This window comes from Stenotrophomonas geniculata (assembly GCF_034508895.1).
GTDB lineage: Bacteria > Pseudomonadota > Gammaproteobacteria > Xanthomonadales > Xanthomonadaceae > Stenotrophomonas > Stenotrophomonas geniculata.
Map to the genome: position 1 here is coordinate 2,452,933 of NZ_CP140571.1, position 20,133 is coordinate 2,473,065.

The window sequence follows — 20,133 nt, forward strand, 5'->3', positions numbered from 1 at the left end:
CGGGATCCACACATGCAGCGTTTCCAACGTCCGGCCCTGGTGTTGGCCGCCTACCTCGGCACATTCCTCGCCTCGCTGGACATCAGCATCGTCAACGTCGCCCTGCCGGCCCTGCAGCAGGCGTTGCACACCGACATGGCCGGCCTGCAATGGGTGATCAACGCCTACGCGATCGCGTTGTCGGCGTTGATGCTGTCGGCGGGGCCGCTTGGGGATCGTTACGGTCATCGGCGGATGTGGCTGCTCAGCGTCGCCACCTTCACGCTGGGGTCCCTGCTGTGCGCCTGTGCCAACACTCTTGCGACCCTGGTGGCTGGACGCGCAGTGCAGGGCATCGCGGGCGCATTGTTGATTCCCAGCGCCATGCCGATCCTCAGCCACGCCTTCCCCGATGCGCGCCAACGTGCACGTGCGATCGGTGGCTGGTCCGCGTTCAGTGCGCTGGCCCTGGTGCTGGGCCCGCTGCTGGGCGGCGTGCTGGTGCAGCGTGCCGGATGGCCCAGCATCTTCCTGATCAACCTGCCGCTGGGCCTGCTCGCGTTGGCACTGGGCGCCTGGGGAATTCCGGAGCGGCGGCATCCGCAGCACGCCGCACTGGACCCCGCCGGGCAGCTGCTCAGCATCGTCGCGCTGGGTGCGCTGAGCTATGGCCTGATCGCGATCGGCGAGCATGGCCTGCTGGCGCCGGTGACCCTGCTGGCGCTGGGCGTCGCAGCCGCCGGACTGATCCTGTTCGGCATCGTTGAACGCCGGGTTGTACGCCCATTGCTGCCGCTGGACCTGTTTGCCGACCGCCGCTTCGGCATGTTCAACCTGGCATCGTTCGTGCTGGGCTTCACTGCCTATGCCAGCCTGTTCTTCCTGTCGCTGTTCTTCCAGCAGGCGCAGGGCCACAGCGCTGCGCAGGCCGGCTCCCAGCTGGCCCCGCAGTTCCTGTTGATGGGGGTCGTCTCGCTGTTGTTCGGTCGTCTGGTCGCCCACCTCGGGCTGCATGCCGCGCTGGTGCTGGGCTACGCCCTGGCCGGAATAGCGCTGTGCGCGATGGCCACGTTCGAACCGGCTACGTCGCGTGCTTTTGCCAGCGCTGTGCTGGTGCTGCTTGGCATTGGCATGGGGCTGGCAGTGCCGGCAACCGGCATGGCGGTCATGGCCAGCGCGCCGGTCGAGCGCGCGGGTATCGCCTCAGCCACGATGAACGCGTTACGCCAGGCAGGCATGAGCCTGGGCATCGCGCTGCTGGGCAGCTTGATGGGCCAGCGCGCCGTGCAGCACTTCGCCGTTTCCGCGCAGGCGGCCGGGCAGCGGGGGCTGGTGGCACAGGCGCGCGAACTGATCCTGCAACCAAGCTCGATGCACGCCACGCCGCAGACACTGGCGTGGTATCGCAGTGCGATGGCCAGTGGTTTCGGCTGGGCGATGGCTGTGGCCGGTGCGCTGGTCCTGCTTGCTGCGCTGGGTCTGTATCGCCAGCGCGCACCGGCCTGACGCGCAGCGGTCAGCCCTGCTGGCGTTGCGGGCCCTCTGCCGTGCGTTCGATCTCGTGTGGCTGCTGTTGCTGCTGGCGCGCATTGGCGTGGCGAGCGTGTCCACCTTCACGACCGATCGCGGCCATGTGCTGGCGGTTGCGGCTGATCGCCTCGCCGCCCTTGCGGCCTGCGACACGTGCTTCGGCCGGACTGAATTCGTGCGCGTTGCCGGAGGCGTGCGCGGCCCGCCCGCCCTTGGCAGCGATCGCGCGCTGCTTGTCCTGGTCCATTGATGCGAAGCCCCGGTTGGAGCTGCGCGGGTTCTGCTCAGTCATGTGAAATCTCCTGCAGTGTGGACGCCGCCTTCGTAGACGACGGCCTCCATGCTTGGCCATCGCACGCTAAGTCCAGGTCGCCATCTTCGCCACGGTTTTCACGCGCCCTGCGCACGGGACCGATCACGCAGCCATTCAGGTGGGCGCTGCCTTCGCTGCAGCCAATGCCATGCCACCGACCACCGCCGCGATCGTCTCTACGTCTGCCAAGGGGGCTCCCTGGTTCAATCTGGCCTGCAGAGCCCCATGGGAGACGGCGAAGACGATCGCCTGACCGAGCAGGGCGTGGGTACGCAGCAGCGTCTCGACGCTGGTTGGTTCGCTGCCACGCAGGCACGCCACGCACGCGGCCAACGTGGTGTGCAGGGGTTCGAACAGCGTACGGTGGGCGCTGGCGAACGCGGCCGTCGGTTGGATCTGTTCGCGCGCCAACAGCAGCGTGCGTGGCCCCGCATCCGGTGCCGACAGCAAGGCATGGACAAATACCTGCATCAATTGCTGCAGCTGCTGCGCGGCCTGCCGCACGCCAGTCGGCGGTGCTGCCGGCAGCGGCAGTCGTTCGGCAATGGATTGGGCACAGCGCTGCAGCACTGCGGCATACAGTTCCTGCTTGCCGCCGAAGTGATATGGGATGGCCGATTGGCTGCAGCCAGCCATGTCCACCAGCTGGCGGGTACGCACGCCCTCCACGCCGAACGCGCTGAACAGCTGCAGCCCCGCGTGCAGCAGTCGGGCTCGGGTCTGCCCGCTGCGCGTCTCGGCCGCGCGCCGCCGTGCCGGTGTCTGCAGGTGGGCGATGAACTCAGGCATCGGCCTGCATCAACCGTGTCGAGTTTTCATTCAGCGCGGTACCCGCATCCGTGCCGACGATGACCGTACCGCCGATGTTGGCCATGTGCCGGCCGAATGCACAGTTCGGTTCGAAGGCGAAGCACATGCCGGCCTGCAGGGGCAGTTCGCGCCCGACAGTCGGCAGCGGCGCGATGTGCGCATAGCGCGCGGCCTCCGGCAGCGCTTCGATGCCCGGCGCACGGCCAAAGCCAACCGGTCCATAGGGGTTGAGGCTGTGGACCAACGGATGCACGTGCCAACCCCCCGCCTCCAGCAGGGGCGCTTCCATCGCGTCGACGACGTCGCCGAAGGTATTGCCCACGCGCAGTGCAGACAGGCCCGCTTCGTAGCTGCTGCGGGCGACAGCGGCGGCGCGATGGATGTCGTCGTGTACCTCGCCGATGGCAACCGCGGCCTGATGCTGTGTTTCCATCAGCCCGTACAGTGCGAAGATCTCCGACAACACCAGGTCACCATCGCGCAGAATGCGCGGCGGCTGTGCACGGTACTGCCAGGCGGGCGGTCCCCAGCCTACATACTCGGGACCCGAGCCGAGCAGCACCTCGGCGGTATAGCCTCCCAGCGAGAAACAAGTGGCGGTCACTGCGGCAACCAGTTCGGCTTCGGAAACACCGGGGCGAGCGGTGGCACGCAGCGCCTCGCTCATGGATTCACCGATCCAGGCGGCATGCGCGATCAGCGCCAGTTCCTCCTGACTCTTGACCGAGGCGCGCTGGAAGAACGCACGATACACCGGTACGAATTCCGCGCCCGGCACTGCCGCCTGCATGCCCTGCAGGGTGCGCGCAGGCATCGCGCCGTCGAAGTAGAACGGCGGATACGGCTCCAGCCCCAGCACGCCGATACGTGCCGAGTGCAGGCCACACTGCTGCAGCCAGCGGCCCACCTCCTGCCCGGATTTGCCCACCCACAGCTGTTCGGGTGCGATCCATTGCAGATCGCCGCGCAGGCCGGCCTGCAGGTGGTCGGCAATCATCAGCGAGGCAAAGGTGAACACCCGGGGGGGCTGGTCGCCGACGAACACCACGATCGAGCCGGGCCGGTCATTGGTGAAGTAGCAGTCTGGCGAGAAGCCGGCGGGCGCGGCGGCTTCCCGGTCGCCATGTACAACCAGGGCATCGAGGCACTCACCGGCCATGATGTCGCGGGCCAGCGCCCAGCGGCGGTCGCGTTCCATCAGGCTGAGCGGTGCGGGCGGCGTGCGCATGAGAGGTACTCCAGGGGAAGGAGCGCGCAGGCTCGATCACGCAGATGAATGAATCAACCACTTGAATCGACTTTGCATGTGCGCTGCTGCAGCGGCAGCTGATGTCGGCGATCGCGCAGCGCTGCCGATGATGGTGATGGGGCCACCGCCGCTGTTGATAGCATGCGCGACAACGCCACTTGCCTGGCCACCACAGGGACGTAGAACATGAACAGGATTGGAGTGATCGCATTGCTGGCCTGTATCGCCCCCGTCCATGCAGCCAGCCCCCTGTTGTCCGGCAGCTTTGTTCACGTCGGCTATTCGGCCACCGACGAACAGCTGCCAGCCGCGCAATTGCCGCTGTTCCTGGATGAACTGCAGGACCTCGGCAACGACACGATCATCCTCGGTCAGGTGCGTGCCACCCGTGCCGGCGTGGGATGCGCCAGCGGTGTGCAGGATTTCGAATGGATTGCCGGCTTTCCCGGCAAGCTCGGCACCGTGCTCGATGCGGCAGCCGCGCGCGGCATGAAGGTCGTGGTGGGCATCACCTACAGTTCGGGGCAGTGCGCCACCTTCTGGCAGGGCCAGAATGCAACGGCCGTGGCACAGGATGCGGCGCAGTCGCTGGCGCAGCTTGGCCAGCAGTACGGATCGCATCCGGCGTTCGCCGGCTGGTACATCACCGACGAGCCGGCACAGGTGCCGATTGATCGCGCGTCGTTCTATCGCGCGATCGTGACGGCGCTCAAAGGCAGTACACCCTCGCGGCCGGTGATGGTGGCACCCTACCTGGCGTCATCCAGCGTGGATCCGGCCAGCGTGGGCCGGGCTGCTGCACAGTTCCGTACAGCCACCGGCGTGGACGTGCAGATCTGGCAGGACGGCATCGGTGCTGCCTCGCATGCCCGATTGTTCCAGTGGGATCGCGCGGGTCATTCCACCGAGGCGTACTACGAGGCGCTGTCGGCGGCGCTGGGTGCCAGCGGCCTGTGGGCCGACATCGAACTGTTCAACCATGGCAGCCCCTTGTTCCTGGAGACCGGCAACGGGCTGTCCGGTGCCTATCGCTCCGCGTCGGTGCAGCGCATCAACCAGCAGTTGTGGAGTGCGCGTTCGGCCGGCAAGCGCGTTGCCTGGCTCAACCAGTACCACATGTCCGAGGTGGTCGGCCCCGGCCAGGGGTATGGCGAATCGCCGCGGCTGATGAACACCTATCGCGGGTTGTATGGCCTCGGTGCGTCCTACAGTGTCGATCCGGTGCAGACCACCTACAGCTACAGCACGGCGCCGGACGCAAACTATCCCGACAGCACCGGGCATGAACTGTTCGATCGCCGGGTGGGGGATCCGCGCAACCCGATGGATGCCGGCTGGGTGGGCGTGCACGGCAATGTCAGCATCACCATCGACCTCGGCCAGCGCCGGCGGGTGGACTGGATCGGCCTGCACACGATGACCCGCCCGGCCTGGGGTATCGTCACGCCGACGTCGGTGGAGGTGATGTGCGCTGAGCCGGGCTCTGCCGCAACCCGCATCGGCGTGCTGTCGGCGCCATTCACCCAGGCCGGGCTGAGCGGTTCGACCGAAGAGGAATACGTGCTGGGCAATGCCGCGCCGCTGGCCGCGCAGTGCCGCACGCTCGAGCTGCGGTTGGCCAATGGCAGCTGGACCTTCCTCAGTGAAATCGAGATGGCAGCCGAACAGTAGGTGCCTCAGCGCTGGGGTGTGTCGCGCAGTCGCTGCGCGAACGGCCGCTGCTCAAGCGCCTGCAGTGCGTCGCGCAGCACCTGCTCCAACGACTGTCCAAGATCGGCATCGAGGCTGCGCGCCGCGCGAGCCGTGGCCTGCCACTGCGTCTGCAGCGCCGGCAGCGCCTGCAGTGCGCGCGGGCTCAACTGCAGGATGCGCTCACGGCTGTCTTCACCGACCGCAGCGTGCAGCCAACCGTCGCGCACCATCGCTGAAACCGTCTGGCTGAGTGCCGAATGGCTGAGCCCGCAGGCCAGTGCGAGGTCCTTGATGCGGCAGGGGCCCTGCGCCATCAGCGTGCGCAGCACCGGGGTGTAGCGCGGCCGGTAGTCCAGCTTCAGGTCGCGGTAGGCCTGCTCGACCGCCGGGTCGAGCTGGTCGAGCAGGGCCCGCAGCAGCGTTCCCAGGGAGGCATGTTGGAGATCCATGGTCGCGATGATATATAAGCAATTACATATCATCAACGTGGAGTGCGGTCATGGTGGTTTCGTGGATGCTGGGCGCGCTGCTGGCGGCGTCCTGCCCGGCCCAGGACGCGGTGCTGCAGGCGGCGGCCACGGCGATACAGGCGCAGTACCTGGACGTGGCCGAAGGCGCGCGCATTGCCGAGGTGGTGCGCGGCTGGTCCGCCCAGCAGCGCTATGCGGACAGCTGCGCGGACCCGAAGGTGTTCAGCGCACGCCTGAACCAGGACCTGGACGTGTTCGATGGCCACTTCCATGTCGAGCGGGTGGATGCCAGCGCCGGCCAGGACGACTGGCTGATGGCCTGGCGCGCGGATGCACGCAGCAATGGTGCGGGCGTGCGCGAGGTGCGGGTGCTGGAAGGCAACATCGGCTACCTGCGCCTGAGCACCTTCTATCCGCTCGATCTGGCCCGGCCGAAGCTGGCCGCGGCCTTCACCCTGCTGGCCGACACCGATGGCCTGGTGCTCGATCTGCGCCAGAACGGGGGAGGTGATGACGGCAGTGCGGACCTGCTGGTGCGGACCCTGCTGGCGGCGGAGATCAACCAGGTGCAGTCACTGCAACAACGTGGCCAACGCAGTCCGGTACCGTTGCCACCGGCGAGCCTGGGGCTGTACCTGAAGCCGCTGGTGGTGCTGATCGACCGCCGCACCGGCTCGGCCGCCGAATTCGTCGCGTACTCGCTGCAGGCGCAGGGGCGGGCACGTGTCGTTGGGAGTCGAAGTGGCGGCGCGGCACATATGTTCGATGATCCTGTGCTGCTGCCGGATGGCTATCAGATAAGCATTCCCGACCGGCAGCCGATCAACCTTCGTACCGGAACCAACTGGGAACGTACCGGGGTCACGCCTGATGCGGCAGGCGGTGACGATCCGCTGTTCGTCGCCCGGCAGCTGCTGGCCCGATCGGCATCGCCAGAATGAACGCACAATTGCAACCGCGCCCTATCGCAGACGACATGCAGCGTGCCTAGAATCGAAGCATCCCGGTAGTTCCCGGGCGCTTCGAGTGAATGGACTCAATGAAGATTCTGTTGACCGGCAGTTCCGGGCGGATCGGGCGTGCGATCTTCGGCGCGCTGGCGGCGGCCCACGAAGTGGTGGGGCTGGATCGCAGCCCATTTGCCACCACCCGCATCATTGCCGATGTCACCGATCGTCAGGCCGTGACGCGGGCGGTGCAGGGGGTCGATGCGGTGATCCATACCGCCGCCCTGCACGCACCTCATGTCGGCCTGGTGCCGGATGCGGTATTCCAGCAGATCAATGTGGAGGCGACCGCACACCTGTTGCAGGCTGCCCGCGAGGCCGGTGCACGCCGCTTCGTGCTGACCAGCACCACGGCGCTGTATGGCCATGCGGTAGTGGCGGGCGGATGCCGCTGGATCGATGAAGATACCGAGCCGTTGCCGCGCACGATCTACCATCGCAGCAAGCTGCAGGCAGAGGCGTTGGCCGAAGCCGCTGCGGCACCGGGCTTCAGCGTGCGCGTGCTGCGCATGGCCCGCTGCTTCCCCGAGCCACCGGAGCGGATGGCGATGTTCCGCCTGCACCGCGGCATCGACGCGCGCGACGTGGCCAGTGCACATGCCGCGCTGCTGCACGATGAGGGCGCTGCCTTCGCACGCTATATTGCCTGCGCACCGACACCGTTCCTGCGCGAGGATTGCCTGGAACTGGCGACCCAGCCCCGCCGGGTGCTGGCCCGCCGCGCCCCGCTGCTGCTGGCCGAGTTCGAGCGCCGCGGCTGGCCGCTGCCGTTGAGCATCGACCGCGTCTACGACAGTGCGCTGATGCGCAGCACACTGGGCTGGCAGCCGCGCTTCGGCCCGGACGACGTGCTGCAGCAGTACGCGGCTGGCAGCATCGAGGTGCTGCCTCGGGCGCAGTGGATCAAGGATCGGGTTGCCGAATAGGACGGAACGGGGCGGGTTCCTGACCCGACCCTGAGCAGGTTCAGGAATGTGCAGGCGGAGCGCCTCAACCTCGTTCGCAGGCGGCCGCTAACCCGGTGCGCTTCCTGCGCCGGGCGGGTCCCGGCGGCAGGTGGCCTGCGCGACGGATCGCGCACCTGCGCGGTGCCCTCGCGGTGCCGGTCGTCCTGAACTGCCTTGCGGACCCTTCCATGCATTCTCCCCGTTCCGCCGCTGCCCGCCGCCCGGGCAGCATCGCCCACAAGCTGATGCTGGGCACCGCTGCGATCGCGCTGCTGTGCTTCGGCCTGACCGCGTTCCTGATCTACCGCCAGGCCAGCGCCAGCCTGATCGATGCCTCGCGCCAGACCATGGCCAGCGAAGCCACCGCCGAAGCCCGCCAGGTCGCGGCGGATCTGGGCACCGCCTTTGCAAGCAACGACGCCATGGTCGAGGCCGTGCTCGCCCAGCGTGCGCGGGGTGACGCGCCTGATCGCGCCAGCCTGGCGGCCGTGCTGGGCGAGCAGCTGCGCAGCCATCCAGAATGGCTGGGCAAGAGCACCATGTGGGAAGCCGACGCCTTCGATGGCAAGGATGCCGAGTTCGCCAATGCCGAGATGCACGATGCCAGCGGCCGCTACATGAGCTACTGGGCCTGGCATGACGGCAAGCCACAGCAGTCGACCATGACCGACTACACCGAAGCCGCTGACGGCTCGGCCGACTGGTACGTGGTGCCCAGCCGCGACAAGCTGCCCAAGGTCAGTGAACCTTATGCCTACGACATCGCCGGCCAGCAGGTGCTGATGAGCACGCTGAGCACGCCGATCATCGAAAACGGCACGTTCCTCGGTGTGTTCACCGTGGACTTCTCGCTGGCGGCGCTGCAGAAGCACCTGGCCACGCTGAAGCCGATGGGCGCCGGGCGCGTTGAACTGCTCTCGCCGAACGGCGTGGTGCTGGCGTCGGCGAACGCCGCCGAGATCGGCAAGCCGCGCAACGACGCATTGACCCGCAGCATGCTGGCCGACATCGCCGCCGACCGCCGGTTCGAAGCCTTCACTCCGGATGCGGCAGGCAACGTGCGCGTGTACGTGCCGCTGCGCGTGGGCGATGCGCCGCAGCGCTTCGCGCTGGGCGTGGTGATGCCACACGCGGTGATCGTGGCCGAGGCGCGCCAGCTGCTGTGGCTGACCCTGCTGGTTGGTGTGGTGGCCGCGCTGACGCTGAGTGTGGGTGTCTATGTGCTGCTGCGCCGGTTGGCGATCCGCCCACTGGCCGAAGCCGTGCGCGTGGCCGGCGACGTCGCCGCAGGCAAGCTGGACAGCACCCTGCCGGCACGCAGCAACGACGAAGTGGGCCGCCTGCTGGATGCGATGCAGGGCATGCGGGGTCAGCTGCAGTCGGTGATGGCGGCGCAGGCGGAGATGGCGCGTCGCCATGACGCCGGCGAACTCAGCTACCGCATGGACGCCGCGGCGTTCCCGGGCGAGTACGGCCGGATGGTGGCCGACAGCAATCAGCTGGTGGCCTCCAGCAACGCCGTCACCCAGCGCCTGGTCGAGGTGATGCAGCGTTATGCGGTGGGTGACCTGAGCGTGGACATGGAAGCGCTGCCGGGCGAGAAGGCGGTGTTCACCGCTGCGATGGCCACCACCAAGAGCAACCTGGCGGCGATCAACGATCAGATCCAGCAGCTGGCCGCCGCCGCCGCCGCCGGCGACTTCGCGGTGCGCGGCGACACGCTGCGCTTCGACCACGACTTCCGCCGCATGGTGGAAACCCTCAACACCATGATGCAGGTCAGCGACCACAACCTGGCCGAGCTGTCGACGCTGCTGCGCGCGATCGCCGCAGGCGATCTCAGCGCGCGCATGCACGGCGACTTCCACGGTGTGTTCGCGGTGATGCGCGACGATGCCAACAGCACCGTGCAGCAGCTGACCCAGATCGTCGGCCAGATCCAGCAGTCGGCGGCCAGCATCCGCCTGGCGGCGGGTGAGATTGCCGCGGGCAACAGTGACCTGTCGCGCCGTACCGAGCAGCAGGCAGCGAACCTGGAAGAGACCGCGGCCTCGATGGAGGAGCTGACCTCCACGGTGCGCCAGAATGCCGACCACGCGCTGCAGGCCAACACCCTGGCCGGCTCCGCAGCGGGTGTGGCCAGCGAAGGCGGGCAGGTGGTCAGCCAGGTGGTGCAGACCATGGAGCAGATCGAAGCCTCGTCGCAGCGCATTGCGGAGATCATTTCGGTGATCGACGGCATCGCGTTCCAGACCAACATCCTGGCGTTGAACGCGGCGGTGGAAGCGGCGCGTGCCGGCGAACAGGGGCGTGGATTCGCCGTGGTCGCCAGCGAAGTGCGCGCGCTGGCCCAGCGCTCGGCAGGTGCGGCGAAGGAGATCAAGGAGCTGATCGACGCCTCGGTGGCGCAGGTCGGTGCCGGTGCGCAGCTGGTGCACGGCGCGGGCCGCACCATGCAGGAAATCGTCGGCCAGGTCGGTCGAGTGAACGAGATCATGGCCGAGATCTCGGCGGCCTCTCGCGAGCAGTCGGCGGGCATCGAGCAGGTCAACCAGACCGTGGTGCAGATGGACGAGACCACCCAGCAGAACGCCGCGCTGGTGGAGGAAGCCAGTGCCGCCGCGCGTGCGATGGAAGAACAGGCCGAGCAACTGGCGGTGGCGGTCTCGCGCTTCCGCCTGCAGGCCGAGCCGGTGGCCACGGCTCGCCGCGCGGCCTGATCCCGCAAACGAAGACGCCCGGCGGGGGCCGGGCGTCGATTGCATCCTTGCCGCGCATCCCTGCGCAGTTCTGAGGGCTCAGAACATGCCTTCAAACGGGTTCCAGCTGGTGCGTCCTTCCACCTTCTCCAGGTAGTAGCTGTAGTTGGTGCTGGAGGCGACGAGCAGGTTCATGGCGATGAACAGCATGCGCCCCACCACGTCCGGAAGGAACATGGTGATGATGGCGAGCACGATGTTGATGCCGATCAACACCAGTGCCTTGCGCCACATGCCCAGGATCAACAGGTAGATGGCGCCGAAGAACAACGCAAAGAAGTTCAGGTTGATCTTCAGGCGGTCACCGAAGGACAGCGCCTTCCAGGCCTGCTTGAAGCCGGGATTCTTGGGGGCGCCGTGCTGGCGGAAGAAGTTGAAGCGGAACTGCCACTTCGGGCTGAACTGGGACAGGTCAGTGGTATTCATGGGAAACATCCCTGTTGGAAAACGTTTTCATGATAGGACAAGTCCTATTCAGGATCCAAGCTTCGGCGTCAAAAATGTGACGCCCGCCTTGTTCCTTGTGGTGCGGCGGGGCGCCGCACCGTCACCCATCCGCCTTGTTTTTAGGATAGGGTGCGCAGTTCCGCTGCTGCCCCAGCTGAACCCGGGTGGCGGCGGGATGTCCATGGAGGTTGCATGACCACACCTGCTACACCGGAAAACGCACCGGGACCGGTGCTCCTGCCGACACCTGAAGTGGTGCAGGCACAACAACTGCTCGCACGCCAGCAACTGGCGGTAGCGATGGACCGTGCACGCACGGCCGCTACGCAGAACGCGGCCGCGGCCGCGCTGGAAAGCGAGTAATCCGCAACACCGCCGATCGCGCTGGCGTGCTGCCAGCGCGATCGCGGCGCGCGCGGCCGGTCAGAACCGCGCGGTCATGCTCATGAAGTAGCTGCGCCCGGCCACGAAGTAGTCGGTGGAGCCTTCGGCATACAGCTTCTTGTCGGCCAGGTTGCTGACGCCGCCACGCAGGGTCAGTACCTCGTTGACGTTCCAGGCCGCGGTCAGGTCATACAACGTGTAGGCCTTGAGGAAGGTCGTCGCCGTGCCGGTCTGCTTGCCGGTGTACTGCGCCGACAGGCTGCTGGAAAACACCGTACTGGGCGTCCAGTCCAGCGACGAATAGCCAGAGAATTCCGGAGTATCGATCAGGTTGCGGCCGGTGGTCAGGTTCTTGGCTTCCTTCATCCAGGTCGCCGAGGTGCGCCAGCGCCAGTGCTCGCCGAAGCGGAAATTGAGGTTGCCTTCCATGCCGCTGGTGCGTGCGCGCTGCACGTTGCTCATGCGCGTCCACCAGATGCCGTTGAACCTGCCCAGCGGTGCGTACTCGATCTTGTTCCTGAAGTCGGTATGGAAGTAGGTCAGGCCCGCATCGACCAGGTCGTTGTCGAAGCTGATGCCGATCTCGCGGTTGGTGCTGGTTTCCGGGTCCAGGTCCGGGTTGCCGGCCATGTAGCAGCCGCCGCGGGTATAGCCCAGCGGGATCAGCGAGGTGCAGCCTCGGCCGCCGGACTGGGTGGCGGCGGTGGCCGAATTCTCGGTCAGGCTGGGTGCGCGGAAGCCTTTGGAAACGCCACCGCGGATGGTCCATTGCTCGGCCGGATGCCAGACCAGGTAGGCACGCGGGCTGACGTGGCCGCCGAACTTCTCATGGTGATCCAGACGTGCGCCGAGGGTCAGCGCCAAGGTGCGGTGCAGCTTCAGTTCGTCTTCGACGAACAGGGCCCAGGTATCCACTTCCAGATCGGAGCCGCTGACGGCATTGCCGGCATAGTCGATCGGCGCGCGGCCGATGGTGTCGGTGTTGGTCAGTTCCTGGCGCTTCCATTGGCCGCCCACGGCGAACTGGTGTTCAACCCCCAGGGTGAAGGGCGTGGTCAGGCTGCCCTCGATGATCGTATCGGTGGCTTCGGAGCGGCCTGTGGCACCGATGTCGTTCTTGTACTCGGTCCAGTACGCACTGATCTTCGAGTTGCCGAAGCTCCACTTGCCGTCGTGGTTGAGCGCCAGCGAACTGCGCTTGAGTTCGCTGGCACCCCAGGCGCCTTCGTCCTGCTTCTCCAGAGAGGCATCGATGAAGGCCTGCTGCACGCCATGGCCGGCTTCCAGCGACAGTTCCTGCGCATCGCTGAGCTTCCACTGCAGCAGCGCGTCGACGTTGCGGTCCTTCTCGCCGGCGTAGGCGTTGCCGTAGACACCGCCGTTGGAGCGGTCCGAGTCGCGGCGCATGCTGTTGGCACCGATGCGCAGGCCGAAGCGCTCGCCGAGCGGGCCGGAGAAGGTCGCACCGATCTGCTGGGTATCACCGCGCTTGCCATCGCCCGGGCGGGTATAGCTGTGCGTGGCACTGCCGTTCCAGTCATCACCGATGCGCTTGGTGATGATGTTGATCACGCCGCCCATGGCATCGGAGCCGTAAAGCGATGACATCGGTCCGCGCACCACCTCGATGCGTTCGATCTGGTCGGGCGAGATCCAGTTCAGATCCTGGCGGCCGAGGTCGGGGCGGTAGTTGGTCGAGGCCGAGCTGCCCATGCGCTTGCCGTCCACCAGCACCAGCGTGTAATTGGACGGCATGCCGCGCAGCTTGATCTTGGACTGCTCGCCGACCGCACTGAGGCCACCGGTCACGCCCGGCACGCGGCTGAGCAGGGTGGCCAGGTCGTGCACCGGCTGGCGCTCGATGTCCTCGCGGCTGATCACGCTGATACTGGCCGGCGCGTCCTTGATCCATTGCTGGTTGCCCGAGGCGGTGACCACCACGGTATCCAGATCCTTGGTGGAGGCATCGGCGCTGGCCTCTGCAGCGGCCAGGCCGGGCAGGGCAAGCAGGCAGGCGGTGGCCAGAGCGCGGGACAGGCGGGTGCGCGGCAGGCGCGCGGAACGGGTACGGAACGGCAGGGACATGACGGCTTCCATCGGAGGAGGGGGACCCGGTGGAAGCAGCAGGCGCACGCAGACAGCAGGCAGCCCCCTTCCATGGGTCGTTGGGCGCTGGGTTGGAACCGGCGCAGCTGGGTGGGTCTCGGCCGTGCGGAAGACGGTGACCTGCCTGGTTAATGAAATGATAACCGTTCGCGTTTGTTACGATCCAGTACCTGGGGCGACCAAGTGACATACGTACCCATGCCCCGGCACTCGCCTGCTGTTTGCTGAATGGGGATAAATCCCGGCGTAGACCTTCGCACTCGGCTTACATCCGGCGCCCTAGACTGAGCCGCATTTTCGATTCCGCCCCGTTGGAGATCGTGTGGGTTCCGGTAGTGACAGACAGCGACTGCGTGGCGTGAGGCCGACGCAGCCAGGACAAGTGCGGGCGCCGGGAAAGCGCGCCGGGAACCTTGGTGCATGCAGCCCGGCCGGGATGGCCGGCCGTGCCGACTGCGCGGAGTAGGCGGCAATGGGGGTGCAGACCATCCATGCGGAAGCAGATACGTCCCGGCGTGATGCCGGCTGGACGCTGCTGCCGGCCGAATCGCCGTTGCAGATGCCCGAGCAGACCCTGCGCGAAGGCCAACTGAAGGTTCGCCGCCACCGCACCTCGCCGCGACTGATCGGCCTGCGCCGGTTCTACATCTTCGGCGGCACGCTGGCGATGACCGCCATCGCCACCCGGATGATGTGGCGGGTGCTGTCGGCCAATGGCATCAGCGTGCTCGAAGCCTGCCTGCTGGTCCTGTTTGTCGGCCTGTTTGCCTGGATCGCGCTGTCTTTCGCCAGTGCAGTGGCCGGCTTCCTGACTGCCGTGTTCGACCGGGGTTACCGCCTCGGCATCGACCCGGACAAGCCGCTGCCGGCGGTGCACAGCCGCACCGCGCTGCTGATGCCGACCTACAACGAAGACCCGCGCCGGCTGCTGGCCGGCCTGCAGGCGATCTACGAGTCGGTGGCCGCCACCGGCCAGCTCGACCGGTTCGACTTCTTCGTGCTCAGTGATACCCGCCGCGAAGACATCGCACGCGCCGAGGAGCAGGTGTTCGCCGAACTGCGCGAGCGCGTGCCCGATGGCCCGGCGCGGCTGTTCTACCGCCGCCGTGGCGACAACAGCGGGCGCAAGGCCGGCAACATCGCCGACTGGGTCCGCCGCTTCGGCGGCGCCTACCCGCAGATGCTGATCCTCGACGCCGACAGCCTGATGACCGGTGACAGCATCGTGCGCCTGGTCGCGGGCATGGAACACAACGCCGATGTCGGCCTGATCCAGACCCTGCCGTCGGTGATCGGTGGGCGCACCCTGTTCGCGCGCATGCAGCAGTTCGGCGGCCGCGTGTACGGTCCGGTGATCGCCCGCGGCGTGGCCTGGTGGCACGGTGCCGAGAGCAATTACTGGGGCCACAACGCCATCATCCGCACCCGCGCCTTTGCCGATCAGGCCGGGCTGCCGGCGCTGCCGGGGCGCAAGCCGTTCGGTGGCCACGTCCTCAGCCATGACTTCGTCGAAGCGGCGCTGATGCGTCGTGGCGGCTGGGCCGCGCACATGGTGCCGTACCTGGGGGGCAGCTATGAAGAAGGTCCGCCGACGCTGACCGATCTGCTGGTGCGCGACCGCCGCTGGTGCCAGGGCAACCTGCAGCACGGCAAGGTGGTCGGCAGCCGCGGCCTGCACTGGATCAGCCGCATGCACATGCTGATCGGCATCGGTCATTACTTCACCGCGCCGATGTGGGCGATGCTGATGCTGATCGGCATCGCCATCCCGCTGTTCCAGGAAGGCATCGATTTCAACGCCCTGCTGCACCTGTCGCCGAGCGTGTACTGGCGGGCCCAGGACGAGGAACAGGTGGTGCGCCTGTTCGCGGCGACCATGGCGGTGCTGCTGCTGCCCAAGGTGCTGGGTTACCTGGCGATGCTGCTGGACCCGGTCGACCGCCGCGGGTGTGGCGGCGCGCTGCGCGCGTTCGTCTCGATGCTGGTGGAAACCGTATTGGCGGCACTGATGGCACCGGTGGTGATGTACGTGCAGTCGCGCGGCGTGGCCGAAGTGCTGTCCGGCCGCGATTCCGGCTGGGACGCACAGCAGCGCGACGATGGCGGCATCTCGTGGTTGGCGCTGATCCGCGGCTACGGCGGCCTGGGCGTGTTCGGTGCCTTCATGGGCTTGCTGGCCTGGGCGGTATCGCCCTCGCTGGCCGCGTGGATGGCGCCGGTGGTGATCGGCATGGTGCTGGCGGTACCGGTGGTGGCGCTGACGTCTTCGCGCGGCCCGGGTGCCTTCCTGCATCGCCTCGGCCTGCTCGACATTCCCGAGGAGAACATTCCGCCGCCGGTGCTGGTACGTGCTGCGCAGCTGCGCCGGGAAGCCGCCGAACAACCGCCGCTGTACTGATCGTCCCGCGGCAGCGGCATAATGCGGCTCGAACTTGAAGGAGCCGCATCATGCTGCAAACGGTGGAACAGGAAACCGGCGTCTCGCCGCAGTGGTCGGTGATCTGGCTGCACGGCCTCGGCGCCGACGGCCATGACTTCGCGCCGATCGTGCCGGAGCTGGTGCGCCCGCATTGGCCGGCGCTGCGCTTCGTGTTCCCGCATGCGCCGGTGCGGCCGATCACGATCAACAACGGCGTACCAATGCGTGGCTGGTACGACATCGTCGGCATGGACTTCCGTTCGCGCGCCGACATGGCTGGCGTGCAGGAATCGGTGGTGCAGCTGGATGCGCTGATCGCGCGCGAGATCGAGCGCGGCATCGCACCGGAGAAGATCTTCCTGGCCGGCTTCTCGCAGGGGGGCGCGATCATCCTGACCGCCGCGCTGTCGCGCACCGCGCCACTGGCTGGCCTGATCGCACTGTCCACCTACCTGCCGGAAGCCGAGAGCGCCAAGCGCGTTGACGGAGCGGTGCAGGTGCCGGTGTTCATGGCCCATGGCAGCAGCGACCCGGTGATTCCGCAGGCGGTGGCCGTACACAGCGCGCAGGCCCTGCAGGCGATGGGCCTGGAGGTGGAATGGCACAGCTACCCGATGGCCCACCAGGTCTGCGCCGAAGAGATCCAGGCGCTGGGTGACTGGTTGCAGGAACGCCTGGGCGCCGCCTGAGCCATGTCACCGGCCAGCGCCCCGCCCTGGATGCCGGAACTGTGCCGCCTGCCGCGGCTGGCGGCGATGCTCGGCCTGGCCGAACTGGTGGTGGTGGTGCTGGCCCTGGCCCCGGATGGCAGCCGCCACTGGACCGTGGGCGAACTGCTGTCGGCCAGTGGTTTCGCGCTGTGGCTGGCGCTGGCCGTGACGGCCAGCCTGTGCCTGCTGCGGAACGCGTTGTCGCGGTTGCCCCAGGTCCTGGGGGCAGTCTCGGCCATCGCACTGGCGACGCTGATCGCGGTGGTCTGCGCGGGCATCGTGCATGCCCTGTACGCGGTGCTTGGCGACAACTTCGCCCGCGGCATCAGCTTCTGGCGCTTCACGCTGGGCAGCGCCGCGACGACGGCGCTGATCACGGCGTTGGCACTGCGCTACTTCTATGTGAGTGATCGCTGGGCCGCGCAGGTGCAGGCCAACGCACGCGCACAGGCCGACGCGCTGCAGGCGCGGATCCGCCCGCATTTCCTGTTCAACAGCATGAACCTGATCGCCAGCCTGCTGCATCGCGACCCGGTGGTGGCCGAGCGGGCGGTGCTGGACCTGTCCGATCTGTTCCGTGCCGCGCTGGGGGCGGGCGAGGGCGATTCCACCCTGCGTGACGAATGCGAGCTGGCCGAGCGCTATCTGTCGATCGAATCACTTCGACTGGGTGAGCGCCTGCAGGTGCGCTGGCAGCGCGACGAGCCACTGCCCTGGGATCTTCCCCTGCCTCGCCTGGTACTGCAGCCGCTGGTGGAGAACGCCGTGCTGCATGGCATCTCGCGGCTGCCCGAGGGTGGCACCATCGAGCTGCAGCTGGCGCGCGAGGGCAATGAGCTGCAGATCCGCGTGCGTAATCCGGCGCCCGATCCGCAGGCCCCCGGGCTGGCCCTGGCGCGCGGTGCCGGCCATGCCCAGCACAGCATCGGCCATCGGCTGGCCTGGCGCTTCGGCAGCGCCGCGCGGATGACGGCTGGCTGGAGCGAGGGCTACTATGCCTGCCAGGTGACAGTGCCGATCCAGTGAGGGAGCGATCGTGAGGGTAGTCATCGCCGATGACGAACCGCTGGCGCGCGAGCGCCTGCGCAGCCTGTTGGCCGCGCAGGACGGCGTGGATGTGGTGGCCGAGGCCGGCAACGGCGAGCAGGCCCTGCACGCGTGCGCGGAGCTGCAGCCGGACCTGGTCCTGCTGGATATCGCCATGCCCGGGCTGGATGGCCTGGAAGCGGCCCGCCACCTGGCCAGCTTCGAGCCACGCCCGGCGGTGGTGTTCTGCACTGCCTACGACGCGCATGCACTGTCGGCCTTCGAAGCGGCAGCGATCGATTACCTGATGAAGCCGGTGCGTGCCGAGCGCCTGGCTGCAGCGATCGCACGCGCACGCACGTTCCTGGCCGGCCGCGACGGCCAGCCGCAGGACCACCGCGGGCAGCAGGCCCGCAGCATGCTGTGCGCGCGCCTGCGCGGCAGCCTGCGCCTGATTCCGCTGGACGACATCCACTACCTGCAGGCCGAAGAGAAGTACGTGGTGGTGCACCACGCACGCGGCGAAGACCTGATCGAGGAGTCGCTGAAGTCGCTGGAGGAGGAGTTCGCCAGCCGCTTCATCCGCATCCATCGCAACTGCCTGGTGGCACGCCATGAGCTGGTGGAGCTGCGACGAGGCACGGGCGGCCAGGTGCAGGCGATGCTGCGCCATGGCAAGCAGCCGCTGGAAGTCAGCCGCCGCTGCGTGGCGACGTTGAAGCAGGAATTGCGGCATCTGTGAGTGTTCCCGCGCGGCCTGCGGCCGCGACTGCTTCGAGATCAACAGCAACAGCAACGGTAACAGCAACAGCGGGTCATGGCTCGGTGTTTCTACGTGCGGGGTCGGGCCGGGGTGGGGTGGCGGGACACGCTGCAAGTACATCCCTGTAAGCTCGATGGCGCCATCCATGGCGCCAACGGTCCCGCCACCCCACCCCGGCCCAACCCTCTCGCTTTTCCCGTGTCGGACGGCAAAGGCATTGTTGTTATCGGGTGGGGGGAAGAGGGGTCAGATCCCTTTTCCTGCGGAAAAGGGATCTGACCCCGGAAGCCGACGGCTGTTGCTTCTGCTTCTGCTCCTGCTTTTTTCTTTTTTCTTTTGATCTTCCGTGGCTGACGCACACGGAAACTGTCAGAGGCCGGTCGGGGTGGGCTGCGCAGGGGCGTGAGCCGCATGGATGCGGCGACCGAGCTTACATGGACGTACTTGCAGCGACCCCTGCGCAGCCCACCCCGACCGGCCAAGCCCAGCTGCTGCTTCAAGCCACGAGGGGCTCCGCCGTTGGCCGTATCCCGCCGATAGGCGCGATAATGACCGGATGGAAACCGTCCGCATCGCCACTCGCAAGAGCCCGCTCGCCCTCTGGCAGAGCGAACACGTCGCCGACCGCCTGCGCCAGGCCCACCCCGGCCTGCATGTGGAACTGGTGCCGATGAGCACCCGCGGCGACGAGGTGCTCGACCGTTCGCTGGCCGCGATTGGTGGCAAGGGCCTGTTCCTGAAGGAACTGGAGCTGGCCATGCTGCGTGGCGAGGCCGACTGCGCCGTGCATTCGCTGAAGGATGTGCCGATGGAACTGGACGCGCCGTTCGCGTTGCCGGCAATGCTGACCCGCCACGATCCCGCCGATGGCTTCGTCTCCAATCTGTACGCCTCGCTGGACGCGCTGCCGATCGGCGCGCGGGTCGGTACCTCGTCGCTGCGTCGTCAGGCCCAGCTGCGCGCGCTGCGCCCGGACCTGGAGCTGCTGGACCTGCGCGGCAACGTCAACACCCGCCTGGCCAAGCTCGACAACGGCGGCTACGACGCCATCGTGCTGGCCGTGGCCGGCCTGGAGCGTCTGGGCCTGGGCGGGCGCATCGTCGCGCGCCTGCAACCGCCGCAGTGGCTGCCGGCCCCGGCGCAGGGCGCGGTGGCAGTGGAGTGCGATGGCGGCAATGCGCGCCTGATGGCGTTGTTCGCCCCGCTTGATGACACGGCCACGCGTGCCTGCGTGGAAGCCGAGCGGGCGATGAACCGTGCGTTGCATGGCAGTTGCCATGTACCGGTTGCGGCCATCGCGCAGTGGCAGCGCGACGACCTGCACCTGCAGGGGCTGGTTGGCAGCGCCAGCGATGGCCGTGCGGTGCGTGCCGAGGCGGTGGGCCCGGCCAATGCCCCGGAAGCGCTGGGCCGGCGCGTGGCGAACATGCTGCTGGATGCCGGTGCCGGCGAACTGCTGAACGTCTAAACCATCGCAGGTAGTGCCGGCCGCTGGCCGGCACTACCGAAAGAGAACGGGCGC

17 protein-coding genes are annotated in these 20,133 nt (G+C 67.5%); 11 read left to right on the forward strand and 6 right to left on the reverse strand.

Going from position 1 to position 20,133, the window contains the following annotated elements; all coding sequences use genetic code 11:
• Nucleotides 1–12: 12 nt before the first annotated feature.
• A complete protein-coding gene (locus tag RI032_RS11375; RefSeq protein WP_197656517.1) occupies nucleotides 13–1,485 on the forward strand; it encodes an MFS transporter in 1,473 nt (490 codons plus the stop codon).
• A gap of 10 nt (nucleotides 1,486–1,495) precedes the next feature.
• On the opposite strand, the gene RI032_RS11380 is transcribed toward RI032_RS11375, so the two are convergent.
• From RI032_RS11380 to RI032_RS11390, 3 genes are all read right to left on the reverse strand, one after another.
• Nucleotides 1,496–1,801, reverse strand: a complete 306-nt coding sequence (locus RI032_RS11380) for a KGG domain-containing protein (RefSeq protein ID WP_049480191.1) — start codon at nucleotides 1,799–1,801, stop codon at nucleotides 1,496–1,498.
• Between the two features lie 135 nt (nucleotides 1,802–1,936).
• Nucleotides 1,937–2,611: a CerR family C-terminal domain-containing protein gene (locus RI032_RS11385; RefSeq protein WP_010481273.1), complete on the reverse strand. Its 675-nt coding sequence runs from the start codon at nucleotides 2,609–2,611 to the stop codon at nucleotides 1,937–1,939.
• On the reverse strand, nucleotides 2,604–3,860 hold the full coding sequence (locus tag RI032_RS11390; RefSeq protein ID WP_010481275.1) for a M24 family metallopeptidase: 1,257 nt from the start codon (nucleotides 3,858–3,860) through the stop codon (nucleotides 2,604–2,606). Before RI032_RS11390 ends, RI032_RS11385 begins: the two co-directional genes overlap by 8 nt.
• Nucleotides 3,861–4,067: 207 nt before the next feature.
• Between RI032_RS11390 and RI032_RS11395 the strand changes: the two genes are divergently transcribed.
• On the forward strand, nucleotides 4,068–5,552 hold the full coding sequence (locus tag RI032_RS11395; RefSeq protein ID WP_322547027.1) for a DUF4434 domain-containing protein: 1,485 nt from the start codon (nucleotides 4,068–4,070) through the stop codon (nucleotides 5,550–5,552).
• A gap of 5 nt (nucleotides 5,553–5,557) precedes the next feature.
• Here the strand turns inward: RI032_RS11395 and RI032_RS11400 are convergent, their stop codons facing one another.
• Complete coding sequence (locus RI032_RS11400; RefSeq protein WP_049452889.1) at nucleotides 5,558–6,022, reverse strand: MarR family winged helix-turn-helix transcriptional regulator; 465 nt, start codon at nucleotides 6,020–6,022, stop codon at nucleotides 5,558–5,560.
• A gap of 50 nt (nucleotides 6,023–6,072) precedes the next feature.
• Here RI032_RS11400 and RI032_RS11405 point away from each other — a divergent pair, with 50 nt between their 5' ends.
• The 3 genes from RI032_RS11405 to RI032_RS11415 all read left to right on the forward strand — a co-directional run bounded on the left by RI032_RS11405 (nucleotide 6,073) and on the right by RI032_RS11415 (nucleotide 10,717).
• Nucleotides 6,073–6,984 carry a S41 family peptidase gene (locus tag RI032_RS11405; protein WP_197656520.1) on the forward strand — a complete coding sequence of 304 codons (912 nt, stop codon included), beginning with the start codon at nucleotides 6,073–6,075 and terminating at the stop codon, nucleotides 6,982–6,984.
• Nucleotides 6,985–7,082: 98 nt separating this feature from the next.
• A complete protein-coding gene (locus RI032_RS11410; RefSeq protein WP_049480185.1) occupies nucleotides 7,083–7,976 on the forward strand; it encodes an NAD-dependent epimerase/dehydratase family protein in 894 nt (297 codons plus the stop codon).
• A gap of 209 nt (nucleotides 7,977–8,185) precedes the next feature.
• A complete protein-coding gene (locus RI032_RS11415) occupies nucleotides 8,186–10,717 on the forward strand; it encodes a methyl-accepting chemotaxis protein (protein ID WP_049480184.1) in 2,532 nt (843 codons plus the stop codon).
• A 78-nt stretch (nucleotides 10,718–10,795) separates the two neighbouring features.
• Here RI032_RS11415 and RI032_RS11420 read toward each other — a convergent pair whose 3' ends face one another.
• Nucleotides 10,796–11,182, reverse strand: coding sequence for a DUF2628 domain-containing protein (locus RI032_RS11420; RefSeq protein ID WP_010481288.1), 387 nt, complete (start codon nucleotides 11,180–11,182; stop codon nucleotides 10,796–10,798).
• Between the two features lie 213 nt (nucleotides 11,183–11,395).
• Here RI032_RS11420 and RI032_RS11425 point away from each other — a divergent pair, with 213 nt between their 5' ends.
• Complete coding sequence (locus RI032_RS11425) at nucleotides 11,396–11,566, forward strand: hypothetical protein (protein WP_167345305.1); 171 nt, start codon at nucleotides 11,396–11,398, stop codon at nucleotides 11,564–11,566.
• A 60-nt stretch (nucleotides 11,567–11,626) separates the two neighbouring features.
• Here the strand turns inward: RI032_RS11425 and RI032_RS11430 are convergent, their stop codons facing one another.
• Nucleotides 11,627–13,672: a TonB-dependent receptor domain-containing protein gene (locus RI032_RS11430; protein ID WP_197656521.1), complete on the reverse strand. Its 2,046-nt coding sequence runs from the start codon at nucleotides 13,670–13,672 to the stop codon at nucleotides 11,627–11,629.
• A 493-nt stretch (nucleotides 13,673–14,165) separates the two neighbouring features.
• Here RI032_RS11430 and mdoH point away from each other — a divergent pair, with 493 nt between their 5' ends.
• The 5 genes from mdoH to hemC all read left to right on the forward strand — a co-directional run bounded on the left by mdoH (nucleotide 14,166) and on the right by hemC (nucleotide 20,079).
• Nucleotides 14,166–16,091: a glucans biosynthesis glucosyltransferase MdoH gene (mdoH, locus tag RI032_RS11435; protein ID WP_197656522.1), complete on the forward strand. Its 1,926-nt coding sequence runs from the start codon at nucleotides 14,166–14,168 to the stop codon at nucleotides 16,089–16,091.
• 50 nt (nucleotides 16,092–16,141) lie between these two features.
• Complete coding sequence (locus RI032_RS11440; protein WP_099527326.1) at nucleotides 16,142–16,801, forward strand: alpha/beta hydrolase; 660 nt, start codon at nucleotides 16,142–16,144, stop codon at nucleotides 16,799–16,801.
• A gap of 3 nt (nucleotides 16,802–16,804) precedes the next feature.
• Nucleotides 16,805–17,848: a sensor histidine kinase gene (locus RI032_RS11445; RefSeq protein ID WP_053443558.1), complete on the forward strand. Its 1,044-nt coding sequence runs from the start codon at nucleotides 16,805–16,807 to the stop codon at nucleotides 17,846–17,848.
• A 10-nt stretch (nucleotides 17,849–17,858) separates the two neighbouring features.
• Complete coding sequence (locus tag RI032_RS11450) at nucleotides 17,859–18,590, forward strand: LytR/AlgR family response regulator transcription factor (RefSeq protein WP_010481294.1); 732 nt, start codon at nucleotides 17,859–17,861, stop codon at nucleotides 18,588–18,590.
• A gap of 577 nt (nucleotides 18,591–19,167) precedes the next feature.
• Nucleotides 19,168–20,079, forward strand: coding sequence for a hydroxymethylbilane synthase (gene hemC / locus RI032_RS11455; RefSeq protein ID WP_197656861.1), 912 nt, complete (start codon nucleotides 19,168–19,170; stop codon nucleotides 20,077–20,079).
• The last annotated feature ends 54 nt before the right edge of the window (nucleotides 20,080–20,133 follow it).